We start from the raw sequence: 17,021 nt of genomic DNA on the forward strand, positions 1-17,021 counted from the left end.
CGCCGAATCCCATCGACGCCCCGCCCGCATCACGGACGCGGTCCGGTCAGTACTTGGCCGACTGCCCGCCGTCGATCGGGATGACCGCAGCATTGACGTACGAGGAGTCGTCAGCCAGCAGGAACGCCACCACCGCGGCGATCTCGGGAGCCTCGCCGTAGCGCTTGGTGGGATTGGCCTGGATGAACTGCTCGGCCGCCTGGCGCGGGTTGTCGGGGTCGAGCTGCTTCATCGAGTTCTCGACCATCGGCGTCCAGATGGCACCCGGAGCCACGGCGTTCACGCGCACACCGAACTCGCCGTACTCCACGGCGGAGTTGCGGGTGAGGCCCACGACGCCGTGCTTGGCGGCGGCATAGCCCGACTGGTTGCCGACACCGCGGATGCCGCCGACGCTGGCCGTGTTGACCACCGATCCCCCGCCCTGCTCGCGCATGACCTTCAGGACCTTCTCGAGTCCGAGGAAGACGCCGCGCAGGTTGATCGAGACGACGCGGTCGAACTCCGCCGCAGTGAAGTTCTCGGTGAGGTTCTGTCGCCCCTCGATGCCGGCGTTGTTGAAGAAGCCGTCGATGCGACCGAACTTCGCGACGGTCTCGTCGACATAGCTCTGGGTCTCGTCGTCGCTCGACACGTCGGCCGTGATGGTCAGCACCTCGGCATCGGCCGCGGCCTCACGCACGGCATCCGCCGTTGCGGCCAGCCCCTCTTCCGAGACGTCTACGAGCGAGAGCTTCGCGCCCTCCGATGCCAGTCGCACCGCCGACGCTCGCCCCAGCCCGGAGCCTGCGCCCGTGATGAGGATGGTGCGGTCGGTGAATCGGTCGGTCATGTTCCTTGCCTTTCGTACCGAGGCGCGTCACATGTGAGTACGCGCCTCATCATCTGTTCATCGACGACAACGATCTGCGCCCGTGCGGCATTCCGTCGCACGGCCCGGTCGTGCGTGCCGGATGCCGTGCGGCGCCGCGCACGCGCTGTGGACAACTCGCCGGAGTGTCGTAGGTATGTTCTAGTCTTCTGGCATGGACGAGAACCTGCTCAGCGGCATCGCGACAGCGCTCGACGCGCTCGCGGCGGCCGGTGGGCGGCGGGCGCCGGAGGCGCTGTCGCCTGGTGAGCTGATCGCGGTGAACCAGGCGTTCGGCGCCCTCAAGCGCCATGTCGAGGCCGCGTTCGCCCCGGTGGCCGCCGAGATCGCGCGGCAGTCGCGCGTCGAGCTCGGCAAGGACTCCCTCGCCAAGAAGCAGGGCTTTCGCTCCCCTGTGGCACTCATCCAAGCCACCACCGGGTCGAGCGTCGGCGATGCGGTGAAGCTCGTGCAGGTCGGCGAGGCGACGGCGCCCCGCCTGTCGCTCACGGGAGAGAAGCTGCCGGCCAAGCACCCGCACGTCGCCGCCGCGACGCGGGCGGGCACCCTCAGCGTCACGGCCGCCTCGGGCATCGTCAGCATGCTCGACCGCATCGCCCTGCGCGTCGAGATCGGGCGGCTGCAGGCGGCCGAGCGCCAGCTCGTCGCGATGGCGCCCGGGCTGCGCGCCGACGAGCTCGCCCGGCTGCTCGCCCGGGCCGAGGCCACGCTCGACCCCGACGGACTCGAGCCGCGGCACGAGCAGGCACGGGCAGAGCGTTCGCTCGAGATCCACGAGCGCGACGGGCGGCTGCGCATCACGGGAGAACTCGACATCGAGACCGGCGCTCCCATCAAGACCGTCATCGACGCGATGGTCACCCACGCCCTCCGCGCCAACCACGAGGCCGACGACGCCACCCGCGACCAGCGCACCCCACGTCAGATGCGCGCCGACGCCCTGGCCGCGATCTGCCGGCACGCGATCGGATGCGATGAGCTGCCGACCGGCCCCTCGACGACCGTCATCGTGCGGATGACCCTCGACGAGCTGCAGACCGGCACCGGCGCCGCCGTCATCGACGGCATCGACCAGCCGCTGCCCGCCGCAGCCGCGCGGCGGCTCGCGTGCGACCTGCAGGTGATCCCCTGGGTGATGGGCGGCGACAGCGAGATCCTCGACTGGGGGCGCGACAAGCGGGGCTACACCCGGGCGCAGAAGCTCGCCCTGGCCATGCGCGACGGCGGGTGCGCGTGCTGCGCGGCCCCGGTCGCCTGGACCGAGGTGCACCACATCGACTGGTGGAGCCGCGGCGGCCCAACCGACCTCTCCAACGGCATCCTGCTGTGCACGGCATGCCACCACCGCATCCACGACGACGGCTGGCAGATCCGCATAGACGGCGTCGGAGTCGACGCCATGGTGTGGTTCATCCCGCCACCCTGGATAGACCGCGCGCAGACCCCGCGCCCCGGCGGGCGACGCAGGTACACGCTCACCGCGTAGAGCGCCGGTGGAGAGCGCCGACGAACGGCTCAGCCGTACCCCCGGTGGGACTCGAACCCACACTGAAGCGAATTTGAATCAGATCTGGCGAACCCTGCGTAAGCGGTGCCCATTTAACCCTGACCGGGTCTTTACCGCTACTCATTAGCCCGTGAGCCGCCGGCTTGCCCCGCTGTCAGAATGCTGTCAATGCGTCCGGCGGAGGGTACGAAGGCGCGCACTGCTGTCATGCCGCTGTCAACGACGCTTGTGAACACGCCCAGATCGTAGCTTGAGGCCGACTCGCTTTCGGAAGGCATGTGTCGTCGCAGTCACAGGCGCGGCGTGCTCACCGGGCCTGCCTCGGGCACCTGACCAAGTCGGCCGGTCGAGCGACTGTTCTATGGGGATCTGATCGAGTCAGTTCGGTGGGGACTGGCCCGCGGGGATCCGGACGATAACGCTGGACAGAAAAGGTGAATCGCTCGCCGAGCTCGATGCACGACGCGACAGCACTGCGCGCGACGTTCTCAATTAGCGCATCGCCCCCGAAAGGCACCAACTGGCGCGGTTAGCATCTCGACATGGTAGTGACACGGCGTGACTCAAACGACGAAACCATTCAGCGTCATCAGGATCCCGATGGACTACATATCGCCTGGCGCGACCGTACAACCAGCGAGACATACGGAGCCATCCTCCGCGGTGAGGCCGCGACCGAGGCGCTGGTCGCTGAGGGTATTGACCCGGATGAGTTCTGGCCGGAGGTCAACCGCCCGTAGTCGCCTGCGAGCACCTGCGATCGCGCGGACGAGGCTTAGGCGTTCCCGAAGCCAAGTGTGGAGTGTGACAGCCCGTCGAGCTCGGCAACGACAAGGCATAGGCGACTCGCCCGCGGACCAAGGCAAGTGTGACCGCAGCGCGCCGCCGCCGATCCACCGGAGGTTGTCCCGTAGCCACCGGCGGGAACATAGGGTCGATTACTGCCCACACCTCATCGGAGACCACATCGCGAAGCACGGTTACAACGCTCGCCCATAGCAGCCTCAGAATGGGTCCAGCGGCGCCCCCTAGTCGTAGTCCTGGAGGCGCACCGCGAAACGCCTGATCGACGCGGGACTCCAGCGCCGAGGCTTCACCGTCTAGTCCGCGCCGACGGTTGGCGTGGCGCGTGATTCGCACTTGACGATCCGACACACTCGGAGGATGAACGAACGCATGACCGTGACCCTTCTCAACAGTCCTACCGGCGTCACGGAGACCGACGTGGAGGTCGTCGCCGAGGGGACGCCCGCATACGTATGGCACAGCCCATTCAAAGCGGAGACGTTCCACCTTGAAGGGGCGACGCTGAACACCGGACGCCCCGTCTACGCGTTCGTCGGTTTCCACGAATCGACGATCCCGCTCCCGGGATATCCGGGCGCGTGACCGGCGCTCTCCCGCCGCCCGCCGGAATCGACACGGTACGGAAGGCGATCGCGGACCTCGACCGTCTCTGGGATCGCGCCGTCGGCACCTCCGGCGCACCCTTCAGGCCCGACCTTGATCTTCGTCGCGCGATCGGCGTCCATACCCACGCGCACAACGCCGTGCAGCTCGCGCGGGCCCTTCTTGTCCTGGACGCGGGCGACGCCCAATTTGCTTTGGTCCCGACCGTCCGCGCGATCTTCGAGATGGGGGTTACCGCCGCCTGGCTTCTCCTCACCCCCGGTTCCGGTGACTCTCTCGTGAAGCGAGGAGTCGCCCAACGGAAGGTCGCTCAGACCGAGCTGATCGCCTACGGAGTCGACGCGACGGAGGCCCTCGACAGTTCGGTCGCCGCCCTCGCCGAGTTGGAGGACGTGCCCGGCGGAAACTTCCGGTCGACATGTCTGGCACTCGCCGACGGTCCAGGCCTCTACCTCACGTATCGCGCCCTCTCGACGGAGTCCCACGCCGGTCTTGGGATCGCCGACGCCTACTTCGTCGAAACGACCGAACACGAACTCGGAATCGCGTTCAAGCCCGACGCGGTGATCGAACCGAGAGACGCCTATCTCGGGATCGCCGCCGCCATGCTGTTCCTCGCCGTCAACGCCGACGAAACCGCCCGCGCCAAACCTCACCACTCGACCCAGCTCCGGAAGATCGCGAATCGACTAGGGGTTTCAACGGAAGTTGTCCGCGCCGACGGAACTACCCTCGGCCCACGTCCGGCCCGGTAGCACCCCACGACGCGACCGCCGCGCCCCCTGGACCGAGACTCCGTAGCCAGCCGCCGTGCGCGCGGTGGAGGGCGAGGGCGAGGGTCAAGCCGTAGCCGATCACCTCGCCGCGCACCTCGGTCCGGTACCGGATCCCGTCCGAGGTGCGGACAATTGTCACGACCGCGTAGGGCGTCGACTCGTACTGAGCCGTCAGAGTCCAGGTTCCAGGCGGCGCCTCGACGGCGGACAGGAAGGGGTGCCACGTAGGAGAAGTCATGCGGGGCCGGGTTCCTTCCTCCGGCCTGAGGATGCCGACGCTACGCCACGCCGCCGACATGCGTAATCCGCACGCAGCCGCTGGATAGTGTCCTCGGCATGGGAGTTTTCGACTCGGCAGACGTGAAGGCGCGGAAGCGAAAAGAACGGTACTCGATGCAAGCGCAGGAGCGCTGGGACGCCGGAGACCGCTACTTCGCACCATCAATGGTTAATCCCGGTCTCCCCGACATGGGTGGCGGGAGTGTCATGAACAACACAGTCTGGGTCGAGGCGCTCGAAGCGATCGAGTCCGTCGGCTGGGTCCTTCACACTTGGTCGACCGCGGTCGTCCGCCCCGCGTTGGGGCCGACCAGCATCCCGGCGTCGATCGCACAGCCCTTATTCGTCCGCCACGCCGTAGAACGCCGCGACTGAGTCTGCGACGCCCTCACTCGCCTACGCTCGGTTTATTAACCGCCTAGTTCGGGCGCGCCGCATTCTCGAACGGGCTCCCCAGCCCGCATCCAGGGCAGATGAACGCGCCGCCGCGGTTCCCATGAGGACATCATCCACGGCGACCGAGCCCGGGCGCCGTCGCCGAGAACTTCGTCGGAGATCGTGGCTCTATGGTCGTTGCTTTTGTAAGCCGACTGGCGTAAGTGACTTCGCGATGCCACTCATGATCGATAAGGGCCCCGGTCCGCACTTACTGAACGACCGTTGCGGACACCAACTGCAGGAAGCCGCCGCTCGTGTCGCCATTGATCGTCTTCTTAACGTTCTCGACAACCATCTGCACTCGGGTGCCGTCGGTCCATCCGGCAGCGTCCGCCTGATCGGCTAGGTACACCTGAAGGTCGTTCGCGCCGCCAGAGCCGAGAGGTTGACCGCGTAGTCGCCGGTCACCGTGGTCATCCAGTACTGGCTTCCAATGAGCTCGCCTGTGAATCGGAACCGCTCCCCGATCTGGATCCCACCCAGGTCAGCGGAGTTCAGCCGGTTCAGCAGGTCATCAACCGTCGCGTCCGTGACGCTGGCGGTGTCGGTCGGCGCCGACTCGGAAGGTGTCGGCGACGGCGTTGCGTCGTCGGTGGGCTCATCGCCGCCGCACTCGCGGTCGACGACTAGGCGTGGGTTCGCCACATCCTTGCCGGCAGCGGGCTCCTGCTCGCAGACCATCCAATTGGAGTCGTTGACGACACCGAACAGGCCGCCGCCGACGACCTCAACGTCGCCCCCGAACCCGGCGCGCTCGATGTCGCTCTTCGCGACATCCAGCTGCTTGCCGACAACATCTGGCATGGCGGACGGCTCCCCCGAACCGCACGCGCTCAACGCGAGCACCATCACGCCGGCAAAGGCTGCGGTCTGCACAGCACGGAACATCTTCAATCCGAACCTCCCCAGGTCAATCTGGTTCAGCATATGGCGCCCGGCGTTAGCAACCTCGTTTTGAAGACGAGCGCGCCGCTGAGCCAGTCGTCGCCCGGCGCAAGCGCACCTCGGGAATGTCTCCACGCGATGAGAATGGACAATCCACATGGAGCCTGGAGGTCTAACGCGACGCGGACCCTGTAGCGCACCACCGCCGTCGCGCCGTTTGCATAGCTTTCGACTGCACCTACCCAAATCCACCTATCTCGAAACGAATACGATCGGGGTCGATCTCCTCTCGAAGAATCCGCCCCTCTACTTCTTCGTACTCGGGGCCCAGCTCGCTGGCGGAACATGGATGATTGCTAGCAGGACGCTGCTTTGCCGGGAGCAGCGAACCAGTGTCGTCGAGCTCGATGCCATAGGGAAACTCAGCTCCGTACCCACGTCAGACTGTAAGCAGGTCCGCCTCACCGGAGGCACATCTCAATGGAAGATTCCGCGGAGTCCATCGGCCGTCGTGTAATGCCAAACCGGACTTCTGACGTCATCTCCCCCTCGTCAAAGGCACCGATACCTCGGGGCTGACCCACAAGACTCCGACCTCACCACCGTCAATTATCAGTAGTGCCTCAAGATATAGGCCCAGGCCGAGTCGAGTGGTTCACCGGTGAGTGGCAGCTTGTACCTGCGGAACAGTTGGCGAAGCTGCCGGCGGATCTCCTTCTTGGACGCATCCTTCGACGTCCAGTTCGGGTGCACGGCCTGCTTCACGAGGGCGTCCACTTCGGCGACGACTTGGGAGACGAGGGCGGTCATCCCTTCCGGGCGATGCGCTTCGAAGATGCGCGTGAGCATGCCGACGTTCGGGTCGGGCAGGTCAGCAAGGACGGTGCCGTCGTCCTCCGCTTCGGTGGTCTTCAGGTCGGCTTGAGTAGATAGAGCAGGCGTGCCTTGTCAGCCCGGAACCGCGGGCTGTCGTCGCCCCAGACCTCGAGGGCTGCCCAGACCGCACGAAACCCATCTGCTGTGAGCGCGTGCACGTCTCTCGAGCGTGGCAGGTCCCTTGCCGAAATCGCACCCGTCGCGGGGTTGGTCGGGATGGCCTCATGGATGGCGGCGGTCCGGAGAATCGCCCGAAGCGTCGCGTGCGTCTCGGTAGCCGCCGCGTTGCCGTGCTCTTGACGCGTGCGGAGGACTTCCCGACGCACCCAGCCCAAAGTCACCTTCTTGAGTGGCATCGCGCCGACACCGCCCTCGCGATTGATGACGGCGCGGCCGTCGCGCTCACCACGCCCGTCCGTAACATTGAGCGCACGGTTGCGGTACCCCGCGAGACTCGCCTCGGAGACTGTCGACTCGCTGAGCCAGACGGCTGCCGCATCCCTTATCGTGGAGTGCTTCGTGAGCGAGTGCCCCGAGGCAACGGTGGTCGCCTTCCACTCTCGTCGCAAAGCCTTCTTGGCCTCCTTCTCAGTGTCGCCCGTCGCGTAGACGGTGCGCTTAAACCCGGCGAGGTCCCGACCGTTCGCCTGCGCAGTCCATCTTTCGCCGCGCATCCGCAGAGTGATGGTGCCCAGCTCGCCCGGTGCGATGCGGACGCTCATCGAGCGTTCTCACGGGTGCGCATCCAGGCCACGATGTCATCCATCCGATACCGGACGCCCTTGGTGGCGGTGAGCCGTACGTAGCCCGGGCCGATGCCGCGGGCGCGCCAACCCTCCAGTGTGCGTGCGGAGACATCGAGGTAGACAGCGACGACGGCGGGAGTGAGGAGTCCGACTGTGAGCGGCGATGAATTAGTGCGGGTCATGGAGGCCCTATGCACCGGCCTCGGAACATTGTCCCGGCCGTAAGCCGAGGCCAACTGTCGCGTTGCCGCTACCGATTCGTCACCAACCGGAGCGCGCGTTGGCGAAAAGCGCCAGGGATGAGCGCTTTTGGGCCGCACCACTGTCACACCGCTGTCAAACGCGGCACTCGCTAAGGGACTACGGGCTGGAAAACCGCATGATTGTGTACCCCCGGTGGGACTCGAACCCACACTGAAGCGATTTTAAGTCGCCTGCCTCTGCCATTGGGCTACGGGGGCGTGCGCCCAGGCTAACCCGCGCACGGGCGCAGCCGGGAACGCACGAACCCCCACCCGGGCAAACGGATGGGGGTTCGCGATGCAGTCGTCAGGCCTCGGTCGCCGCCGCGGCGCGGGCCTTCTCGGCGGGCGCCGGAGCACCGGCATCCGGAGCCGTCGTCGTGTCGGCGCTCTTGCCGGCCTTCTCGGCGGCCACCGACTTCGGGTCGATCGCCGGCGCGGCGGGCGCCGCCTCGGGGGCTGCCGGACGCGGACGCGCGGCGAACTCCTCGAAGACGTAGCGCGGGTTCTGCACCGCCTGCAGCGACACGTTGTCGCGGCTCAGCCAGAAGTTGTGCCACCAGTCGCCGATCACGCGCCACTTGCGCTCCCACGACGGCATCGCCAGGCCGTGGTAGCCGCGGTGCGCGACCCAGGCGACGAAGCCCTTGAGCGCGATCTTGCCCGACTGGAAGACACCGTTGTAGAGGCCGAGACCGGCCACCGCACCGAGGTTGTGGTGCACGTACTCGCGGGGCAGCTCGTCGCGCAGCACGGCGACGAGGTTCTTCGCGAGCAGCTTGGCCTGACGCACGGCGTGCTGGGCGTTGGGCACGCAGTACCCGCCGACACCGGCACCGGTCAGGTCGGGAACGGCCGACACGTCACCGGCGGCCCAGGCGCCCTCGACGACCTCTTCGGCCGAGCCGACGCGCAGGTCGGGGCGGGTGCGGATGCGGCCGCGCTCTTCGACGGGCAGGTCGCTGCCGCGCACCACGGTGGGGTTGGCCATGACACCGGCGGTCCACACGATGAGGTCGGTGGGGATGGTCTCCCCCGTCGACAGCTCGACGTTGCCGTCGACGGCGCCCTTGACCTGCGTGTCGAGGTGCACGTAGGCACCGCGCTTGGCGAGGCTCTTCAGCACCCACTCGCTCGTCTTCAGCGACACCTCGGGCATGATGCGCCCCATCGCCTCGATGAGGTGGAAGTGGGTGTCGTCGAAGGTGAGCTGCGGGTAGTCCTTCAGCAGCGACGAGGCCATCGCGCGCATCTCGGCGAACACCTCGATGCCGGCGAAGCCACCGCCGACGACGACGACCGTCAGCAGGCGGTCGCGCTCGGGGCCGGCCGGCAGGTTGGCGGCGCGGTCGAAGTTGGTGAGGATGCGGTCGCGGATGGCGACGGCCTCTTCGATGGTCTTCAGTCCGATCGCGTTCTCGGCGATGCCGGGGATCGGGAAGGTGCGGGAGACGGCGCCGGCGGTGACGACGATCTGGTCGTAGCTCTCCTGCCACGGGCCGCCGTCGGTGGGGGTGATCGTCGCGGTGCGCGAGGCGTGGTCGATGCCGGTGACCTTGGCGGTGACGACCTTGGTGCGCTTGAGGTGGCGACGCAGACCCACGATCGCGTGGCGCGCTTCGATCTCACCGGCGGCGACCTCGGGCAGGAACGGCTGGTAGGTCATGTAGGGCAGCGGGTCGACGATCGTGACCTCGGCCTCGCCCTTGCGCAGGTGCTTCTCGAGCTTCCAGGCGGTGTAGAAACCGGCGTAGCCACCGCCGACGATGAGGATCTTGGGCACGGCCGTGCCGGTCGCGGTGTCAGTCACAGGGGAGGAGCTCCTTGATTCAACGACTCGACGCGCGGGGTGCGCGCGTCGATCTGATACGCCGGGCAGCTGCGGTGACGCCGAGCGCAATCATTATAGCCGCCACCGTGCCGCCCACGAGCGGCACCGTTCCGTAGATAAGGGTGTCGCGGGTCGGCAGCAGGGGCGACTGCGGCTTGGTGGGCGGTGCCGCGTCGGGCAGCTGCGGGATGACCACGGGCGTCGCGGTCGGCTGCGGAGCCGACGGCGCCTGGGCCCGGCGGTAGAGCCGCACCCAGTCCTCCAGGCTTCCCATCGGATTGGCCGACACGCTCGACACCGAGCCGTTCACGGCCGCCGCGGCATCGATCAGTCCGTAGCCGTAGAGCGGCCCCGGCACCGCCGTCTGGCCGGGCGCCGGCCGGGCGGTGCGGATGATGCGGTTGATGACGTTCGCGGCATCCAGCTCGGGATGGGCCGAGCGCACGAGGGCGGCGATGCCCGCCACGAGCGGCGCGGCACCGCTGGTTCCCTCCCAGATCACCAGCTGGCCGTCGGCCGACACGCCGAGCAGCTCTTCGCTGGGCGCGCTGACGCCGATGGTGATGCCCTGCGTCGACGCCTCGACGCTGGCCTGCCCGCTGCGGTCGACGCCGGCGACGGTGAGCACGCCGGGGATGGTGGCGGGAGCTCCCACCTCGTCGGTGCCACTCCCCTTGTTGCCGGCGGCGACGACCACCACGACGTCGTGCTGGTAGGCGTAGAGGAACGCGTCGTCCCAGCTGGAGTCCCATGTGAGCGTGTTGGTGGTGAACGACAGGTTGATGACGTCGGCGCCGTTGTCGACCGCCCAGCGCATGGCCTGCGCCACCTGCTCGACGAACGGCACGGATGCCGCGGCGCCGAACCCGATCGACGCCGACAGCAGGCTCGCCTCGGGCGCGACGCCGATCATGCCGGTGTCGGCGCCGGTGCCGCGCGAGGCGGCGAGGGATGCCACCCAGCTGCCGTGGTTGGAGTCCACCGCGCCGACGGGCTTGCGGCCGTCGGAAGACCCGGTGCCGGAGAAGTCCTTGCCGCCCACGACGGCGCCGTTGAACTCGACCGGCCCGCGGGCGATGCCGGTGTCGATGACGGCGATGGTGGCGCCGGCTCCGCGGGTGGTCTGCCACGCGGTGCGCACCCCGTAGTCGTCGAGCCAGTACTCGGCGGCGCGCGCCGGGTCGGGCGGGGTGACCTCGTGCGGGACGACGTCGACCGGCGCGGCGACCGCCGCCGGCGCCGACAGCGCCGTGACGAGCAGCACCGTCACGCCGGCGACGATGGCCGAGACGCGGGCACCCGCCCGCCTCATACGCTCTCCCGCGGCTGCGCGCACGTGCAGCGCTCGGGCGACCAGGTGCCGCGGGCCAGGGCGAGGTCGCCGATGGGGTTCACGCCGGGACCGGCGGCCAGGGCGTGGCCGGCCAGCGCGTGCAGGCACTTGACGCGGGTGGGCATGCCCCCGGCCGAGACGCCGTCGATCTCGTCGACCTGCCCGTAGACGGCGCGGTCGGCGAGGTAGCTGCGGTGGGCCGCCTGGTAGGCGGCGGCGATGTCGTCGTCTTCGTCGAGGAGGGCCGCCAGCTCCGGCATCACGTGACCGGCCTCGAGCGCCGACATGGCGGCGGTGGCCCCGGGGTGGGTCAGGTAGTAGAACGTCGGGAACGGGGTGCCGTCGGGCAGCCGCGGCTCGGTGGCCACGACCGTCGGGTTGCCGCACACGCAGCGCGCGGCGATGCCGATGACACCGCGCATGGGGCGACCGAGCTGGTCGCGCATGACGGCGAGGTCGTCGTCGGTGGCGGGGGTGAGGCTGACCGTGGACACCACACCAGGGTACCGGGCACGCCTGGCGGACTGCTGGAGCCGGTCAGCCGCCGTCGGTGGCGGTGCGGGCCAGGCCCGCTGCGGTGAGCGAGCGCACGAACTGCGACATCCAGTCGTTGCGGGTCTCTTCGACCTCGTCGCTGACCGCCGTCTGCTCGGGCGGCACGGCCGAGGCGGGCAGGTCGTCGTCGACGAGGTAGACCACCTCGCCGGGGCGCACGTAGTACAGCCGCTCACGGGCCTGCGAGGTGACGTAGGCGGGGTCGGCCCAGCGGTCGCGCTGCGCCTCGAGGCGGGCGACGTCGTCGGTGCTGACGGCCACCGACTGCTCGAGCGCGGCGATCTGCTGGCGCTGCCCCAGGTAGGTGCCGAAGGTGGGCACCAGCACGAAGGCGGCCAGCACCACCAGGCCGAGCATGATGCCGGTGAACGCGGTGAAGCGCAGTCCGCCGACCCAGTCGCGCACGTCGACGCGCGCCTCACGGGCCTCGCGACGGGGCGCGGTGGAACGGGAAAGGGGACCCGTCGATCTCGGCACGGGTCCCCTTCCTGTCAGGCGTCGGTGCGCCGTCAGCCCTGGTAGCGGGGGAAGGCCTTGCGACCGATGAATTCCGCCGCGTCACCGAGCTCTTCTTCGATGCGCAGAAGCTGATTGTACTTCGCGACACGCTCGCTGCGAGCGGGCGCGCCGCTCTTGATCTGGCCCGAGTTGACCGCGACGACGAGGTCGGCGATGGTCGTGTCCTCGGTCTCGCCGGAGCGGTGCGAGAACATCGTGGTGTAGCCCGAGCGGTGCGCGAGCTCGACGGCGTCGAGGGTCTCGGACAGCGTGCCGATCTGGTTCACCTTGACCAGCAGCGAGTTGGCGACGCCGAGCTCGATGCCCTTGGCCAGGCGGGCGGGGTTGGTGACGAACAGGTCGTCGCCGACCAGCTGCACCTTCTTGCCGATCTTGTCGGTGAGGGCCTTCCACGCGTCCCAGTCGTCCTCGGCGAGGGCGTCCTCGATGGTGACGATCGGGAAGTCGTTGACGAGGTTCGCGAAGTAGTCGGTGAGCTGCTCGGCCGACCACGGCTTGCCCTCGACGGTGTACACGCCGTCCTTGAAGAACTCGGTCGCGGCGACGTCCAGGCCCACGGCGACGTCCTTGCCGGGGGTGAAGCCGGCCTTCTCGATCGCCTTGACGAGGAAGTCGAGGCCCTCGCGGTTGCTGGGCAGGTCGGGGGCGAAGCCGCCCTCGTCGCCGAGGCCGGTGGCGTAGCCCGCGGCCTTCAGCTCGCCCTTGAGCACGTGGTACACCTCGGTGCCCCAGCGCAGCGACTCGGAGAACGACTCGGCACCCAGCGGCGCGAGGAAGAACTCCTGGAAGTCGATGCCGTTGTCGGCGTGCTCGCCACCGTTGATCACGTTGAACAGCGGCACGGGCAGCACGTGCGCGTTGGGTCCGCCGAGGTAGCGGAACAGCGGCAGGTCGGCCGCGTCGGCGGCGGCCTTGGCCACGGCCAGCGAGACGCCGAGGATGGCGTTGGCACCGCAGCGCGACTTGTTGTCGGTGCCGTCGGTGGAGATGAGGATGTCGTCGATGAGACGCTGCTCGCCCGGGTCGATGCCCTCGATGGCGGGGCCGAGCTCGTCGATGACGGCGTCGACGGCCTTCAGCACGCCCTTGCCGCTGTAGCGCGACTTGTCGCCGTCACGCAGTTCGTATGCCTCGAACGCGCCGGTCGATGCGCCGGAGGGGACTGCTGCTCGCTGGACGATGCCGTCGTCGAGCAGCACCTCCACCTCGACGGTCGGGTTGCCGCGCGAGTCGAGGATCTCGCGTGCGCCTACTGCCTCGATAAGTGCCACTGGGGACTCCTTGCTTGGTGGAGGTTGGTTCAGGGAACATCGTCGGTCCGTCTTCGAGCATAGTGACCGGGCCCTCCCGCCCGCAGGGTCGTGACCAGATCAAACAGCCCCGTCAGACCACGAGCGCCACGGCGATGCCGTCCCACCCCTTGGCATCCAGCGTCTGCAGCGCAGTCGCCTCGAAGCGGGGGTCGGATGCCAGCAGCTCCAGGGCCCGACGGGTCCCCTCCACCTGCGCGGAGGTGTCGCCCGGGTCTGCCACGCGGCCGGCGCGACCCACGTTGTCGACGACGACCACGGTGCCGGGGTGTCCGAGTCGGGCCGCCCAGTCGAGGTAGAGCGCGCCCGACTCCTTGTCGGCGTCGATGAAGACGAGGTCGAACGGCTCCTCCCCCGCCAGGGTCGGCAGCACGTGCTCGCCCCGGCCCACGCGGATGTCGACGAGGGCCCCCACGCCGGCGCGGTCGATGCTGGCGCGGGCGACGGCCGCGTTGGCGGGCTCGGCCTCGATCGTGACCACACGGCCGCCCTCCGGCAGCGCGCGGGCGAGCCAGATGGTCGAGTAGCCGCCGAGCGTGCCGATCTCGAGCACTCGGCGCGCACCGGCGATGCGGGCCAGCAGGTGCAGGAACTTGCCGTTGACCGGCGCGACCTCGATGGCGGGCATCCCGGCGTCGGCCTGGTCGCGCACGGCCTGGTCGAGTCCGGGCTCGGCGCCCACGAGGGTGTCGGTGAAGTAGCGATCGAGTGCGCGCCAGCCGTCGGGCGTCGGATCGCTCACGAGCGCACCCCCTCGACGATCGCCCGGATGCGTCGCTCCCGCGTCTCGGCGCGCTTGGCCTCGGCGACCGAGCGCGCGCGCTCTTTGCGCTGCGAGGGCGGGAGGGCGTCGAAGGCCGCGCGCAGCCCCGGCTCCGCCGCGAGGGCGGCGGCGAGGTCTTCGGGCACCTCCACGACACGCTCGGCGGTGTCGAGAGCGACTTCGACGTCCACGGTGTCGCCGACATCGACTCCGAGCTCTGCGCGTGCGGCCTTCGACAGGCCGATCACGTTGCGCCCGTCCATGACGCCCAGGCGCAGCCGCGCGCGGCGATCGCCGATCGTGACGGTGACGGCGGCGCGCTTGCCCCCGCCCAGCTCGGCGACCTCGTCGTCGGTGAGTTCGATGGCCGCGGCGGGCCCGAACGGTGTCAGCTCCGTGCGCAGTTGCAGGCTCATGCCCCGATCATGCCGTGGGCGGCGGGGTGGGCGCACCCCCCTCGGGCGCGTTGGCGATACCGGACAAACGTGGCCCGCGTGCGCCGCGAGGTCTACATCCGCGAGAAGCGCCGGGTCAGCGGCGCCGCGCTCTGACGCCCCCCGCTCACCGGGCGGCGAGCGCGGTGAGCGCCGCCGGCACCAGGGCCTCGGCGGTGCGCCGATAGCCCACCGCGCTGGGGTGGAACCGGTCGATCGAGAACATCTCGTCGGGCTGGGCCAGGAAGAACGGGCCCACCGTGCGCCGCAGCGACACCGGGTGGGCCCCGTGGGCCAGGGCGACCTCGGTCTGCACGGCGGCCAGCCGCCGCGACAGCCGCGAGACCAGGGCGCGCAGGGGCTGCGGCACGGCGCGGAGGGCCCCGAGGTCGGGGCAGGTCCCCACCACCACCGCCGCCCCGCCCCGCCGCAGCCGTGCGATGGCGTCGGCCAGCTGTGCCGCCGAGCGCGCGGGAGGGATGCGGTGGGTGACGTCGTTGCCGCCGACGACGATGACCGCGAGCTCGGGCGCGTAGTCGCGGGGCAGAGCGTCGAGCTGCCCGGCCAGCGCCGAGGTCTCCGAGCCCACCACCGCCGCCGTCCGCAGCCTCACGGGCCGTCCGAGTCGGCGGGCGAGACCTTTGGCCACACGCGCACCGAGGGTCTCTTTGCGGTGCGCCGCGCCCAGGCCCGCAGCGATCGAGTCGCCCAGCACCAGCAGGTCGATCGGCTCACCGGAGAGCCGGGGACGCCACACCCGGTCGGCGACCAGCGCCTCCTCGCCCAGCGGCTTGCCGATGCGGCGCCGGGCGATGCGCGCCTGGTGGCGCAGCGCCGCGCCCGACAGCGCGACGGCCCCGCCGGCCGCGGCGAGCGCCGCGGTGGCCGTCAGCAGGCCCCGGCGCGAGCGCACGGGGCCGCGTGTCGTCGTGCCCACCCCTCGATCGCACACGGCCCGCGTGAACGGCGGGTGAATCCGGGCGCCGGTCTCAGCCCAGCGGCTTGATCTCCAGCGCATCGGCGGGCGTCCCGGCCGACAGGAGCGCGAACGCCGTGTAGCCGTCGGCACCGGCGCGCTCGAGCAGCGCCTTGAGGTTCTTGGTGCGCTGCTCCAGCCGCACCCGCGCCCCACCGGCGATGAGCGCGGTCTTCACGGCGACAAGCTCCGCGACCGGCACGTCGCGGTCGTGCACGAGCACGATCGCCGTCGCCCCGGCATCCTCGTGGGCGGCGACGAGGTCGACGATGCGCTCGAAGCCGATCGAGAAGCCGACGGCGGGCACCTGCTGACCCAGGAAGCGGCCGATCATGCCGTCGTAGCGGCCGCCGCCGCCGAGCGAGTAGTCGACGCTCGGGTGGGCCAGCTCGAAGATCGTGCCGGTGTAGTACCCCATGCCGCGCACCAGGAAGGGGTCGAACACCAGCGGCACCTCTCCCCCGCCGCGGGCGGCGGCCACCGCGTCGCCGATGCCGACGAGGTGGGCGATGAGCTCGGGGTCGATGCCCTCGGGCAGCGCCTTGCGGATCTGCGCGTCGCCGAACGGCAGGTACTCGCGGGTCTGCGGGCGACGCAGGAACGCCTCGAACGCGGCGACGGCGGGGGCACTGGCCCCCCGGGCGGTGAGTTCGGCGACGACGCCGTCGGGTCCGACCTTGTCGAGCTTGTCGATGGTGATGAGCACCCCGGGGCGCTCGTCTGCGGTGAACCCGAACGCGTCGAGCATGCCGTCGAGCACACGGCGGTCGTTGATGCGGATCGAGCCGCCCTCCAGCCCCAGCGCGTCGAGGGTGTCGAGGCTGGCGACCACCAGCTCGGCCTCGGCGCGGGCGGTGGCGTCGCCGATGATGTCGATGTCGCACTGCACGAACTGGCGGTAGCGCCCCTTCTGCGGACGCTCCGCCCGCCACACCGGTGCGATCTGGATCGAACGGAACACGGTGGGCAGCTCGGCGCGGTGGCTGGCGTAGAAGCGCGCCAGCGGCACGGTGAGGTCGTAGCGCAGGCCGAGGTCGGACAGGTCTGCCGGGGTCTCGGCGGCGGCGCGGATGCCGTCGGCGTCGAGACCGCGCTTGAGCACCGCGAAGGCCAGCTTCTCGTTGTCGCCGCCGATGCCGGCGTGCAGCCGGTCGTAGTCCTCGACGACGGGGGTCTCGATCTCGTCGAACCCGTGCGCCCGGTAGCGCTCGCGGATGACGGCGAGCACACGCTCGCGGCGGGCCTTGTCGGCGGGGAGGAAGTCGCGCAT

General features: G+C 69.6%; 18 protein-coding genes and 1 tRNA gene. 4 read left to right on the forward strand and 15 right to left on the reverse strand.

Annotation, left to right across the window (positions count from 1 at the left end; translation table 11 throughout):
- Positions 1–46: 46 nt before the first annotated feature.
- On the reverse strand, positions 47–832 hold the full coding sequence (locus N3K63_RS09710) for a glucose 1-dehydrogenase (RefSeq protein ID WP_261579943.1): 786 nt from the start codon (positions 830–832) through the stop codon (positions 47–49).
- 193 nt (positions 833–1,025) lie between these two features.
- Between N3K63_RS09710 and N3K63_RS09715 the strand changes: the two genes are divergently transcribed.
- The 4 genes from N3K63_RS09715 (at position 1,026) to N3K63_RS09730 (ending at position 5,218) form a co-directional block, all read left to right on the forward strand.
- Positions 1,026–2,357 carry an HNH endonuclease signature motif containing protein gene (locus tag N3K63_RS09715; protein WP_261579944.1) on the forward strand — a complete coding sequence of 444 codons (1,332 nt, stop codon included), beginning with the start codon at positions 1,026–1,028 and terminating at the stop codon, positions 2,355–2,357.
- 1,185 nt (positions 2,358–3,542) lie between these two features.
- The gene (locus N3K63_RS09720; protein WP_261579945.1) at positions 3,543–3,767 is read left to right on the forward strand and encodes a hypothetical protein; all 225 of its coding nucleotides are present in this window, start codon (positions 3,543–3,545) and stop codon (positions 3,765–3,767) included.
- Complete coding sequence (locus N3K63_RS09725) at positions 3,764–4,543, forward strand: hypothetical protein (protein ID WP_261579946.1); 780 nt, start codon at positions 3,764–3,766, stop codon at positions 4,541–4,543. Before N3K63_RS09720 ends, N3K63_RS09725 begins: the two co-directional genes overlap by 4 nt.
- A gap of 357 nt (positions 4,544–4,900) precedes the next feature.
- Entirely contained in the window at positions 4,901–5,218 is a 318-nt protein-coding gene (locus tag N3K63_RS09730) for a hypothetical protein (protein WP_261579947.1), read from the forward strand.
- A gap of 405 nt (positions 5,219–5,623) precedes the next feature.
- Here N3K63_RS09730 and N3K63_RS09735 read toward each other — a convergent pair whose 3' ends face one another.
- The 14 genes from N3K63_RS09735 to hisS all read right to left on the reverse strand — a co-directional run bounded on the left by N3K63_RS09735 (position 5,624) and on the right by hisS (position 17,021).
- Positions 5,624–6,208, reverse strand: a complete 585-nt coding sequence (locus N3K63_RS09735) for a PASTA domain-containing protein (RefSeq protein ID WP_261579948.1) — start codon at positions 6,206–6,208, stop codon at positions 5,624–5,626.
- A 570-nt stretch (positions 6,209–6,778) separates the two neighbouring features.
- Positions 6,779–7,015, reverse strand: coding sequence for a hypothetical protein (locus N3K63_RS09740; RefSeq protein ID WP_261579949.1), 237 nt, complete (start codon positions 7,013–7,015; stop codon positions 6,779–6,781).
- 62 nt (positions 7,016–7,077) lie between these two features.
- Positions 7,078–7,764 (reverse strand): hypothetical protein, encoded by a 687-nt coding sequence (locus N3K63_RS09745; protein WP_261579950.1) that lies wholly within the window; start codon positions 7,762–7,764, stop codon positions 7,078–7,080.
- On the reverse strand, positions 7,761–7,970 hold the full coding sequence (locus N3K63_RS15225; protein WP_390895146.1) for a helix-turn-helix transcriptional regulator: 210 nt from the start codon (positions 7,968–7,970) through the stop codon (positions 7,761–7,763). The genes N3K63_RS09745 and N3K63_RS15225 overlap by 4 nt, the downstream gene beginning before the upstream one ends.
- Positions 7,971–8,176: 206 nt before the next feature.
- Positions 8,177–8,249, reverse strand: a tRNA-Leu gene (locus N3K63_RS09750).
- A gap of 88 nt (positions 8,250–8,337) precedes the next feature.
- Entirely contained in the window at positions 8,338–9,813 is a 1,476-nt protein-coding gene (locus N3K63_RS09755; RefSeq protein ID WP_261580086.1) for an NAD(P)/FAD-dependent oxidoreductase, read from the reverse strand.
- A 46-nt stretch (positions 9,814–9,859) separates the two neighbouring features.
- Positions 9,860–11,173 (reverse strand): S8 family serine peptidase, encoded by a 1,314-nt coding sequence (locus N3K63_RS09760; RefSeq protein ID WP_261579951.1) that lies wholly within the window; start codon positions 11,171–11,173, stop codon positions 9,860–9,862.
- Positions 11,170–11,640 carry a DUF501 domain-containing protein gene (locus tag N3K63_RS09765; protein WP_261580087.1) on the reverse strand — a complete coding sequence of 157 codons (471 nt, stop codon included), beginning with the start codon at positions 11,638–11,640 and terminating at the stop codon, positions 11,170–11,172. Before N3K63_RS09765 ends, N3K63_RS09760 begins: the two co-directional genes overlap by 4 nt.
- A gap of 91 nt (positions 11,641–11,731) precedes the next feature.
- The gene (locus N3K63_RS09770; protein ID WP_261579952.1) at positions 11,732–12,226 is read right to left on the reverse strand and encodes an FtsB family cell division protein; all 495 of its coding nucleotides are present in this window, start codon (positions 12,224–12,226) and stop codon (positions 11,732–11,734) included.
- 32 nt (positions 12,227–12,258) lie between these two features.
- Entirely contained in the window at positions 12,259–13,539 is a 1,281-nt protein-coding gene (eno, locus tag N3K63_RS09775; RefSeq protein WP_261579953.1) for a phosphopyruvate hydratase, read from the reverse strand.
- 112 nt (positions 13,540–13,651) lie between these two features.
- Entirely contained in the window at positions 13,652–14,320 is a 669-nt protein-coding gene (locus N3K63_RS09780) for an O-methyltransferase (RefSeq protein WP_261579954.1), read from the reverse strand.
- Positions 14,317–14,757, reverse strand: coding sequence for a YdeI/OmpD-associated family protein (locus N3K63_RS09785; protein WP_261579955.1), 441 nt, complete (start codon positions 14,755–14,757; stop codon positions 14,317–14,319). The genes N3K63_RS09780 and N3K63_RS09785 overlap by 4 nt, the downstream gene beginning before the upstream one ends.
- A 145-nt stretch (positions 14,758–14,902) precedes the next feature.
- Positions 14,903–15,712, reverse strand: coding sequence for an SGNH/GDSL hydrolase family protein (locus N3K63_RS09790; protein WP_390895147.1), 810 nt, complete (start codon positions 15,710–15,712; stop codon positions 14,903–14,905).
- Between the two features lie 52 nt (positions 15,713–15,764).
- Positions 15,765–17,021, reverse strand: a complete 1,257-nt coding sequence (hisS, locus tag N3K63_RS09795; protein WP_261580089.1) for a histidine--tRNA ligase — start codon at positions 17,019–17,021, stop codon at positions 15,765–15,767.

Origin of the sequence: Microbacterium festucae, from assembly GCF_025421715.1 — a bacterium.
Lineage (GTDB): Bacteria > Actinomycetota > Actinomycetes > Actinomycetales > Microbacteriaceae > Microbacterium > Microbacterium festucae.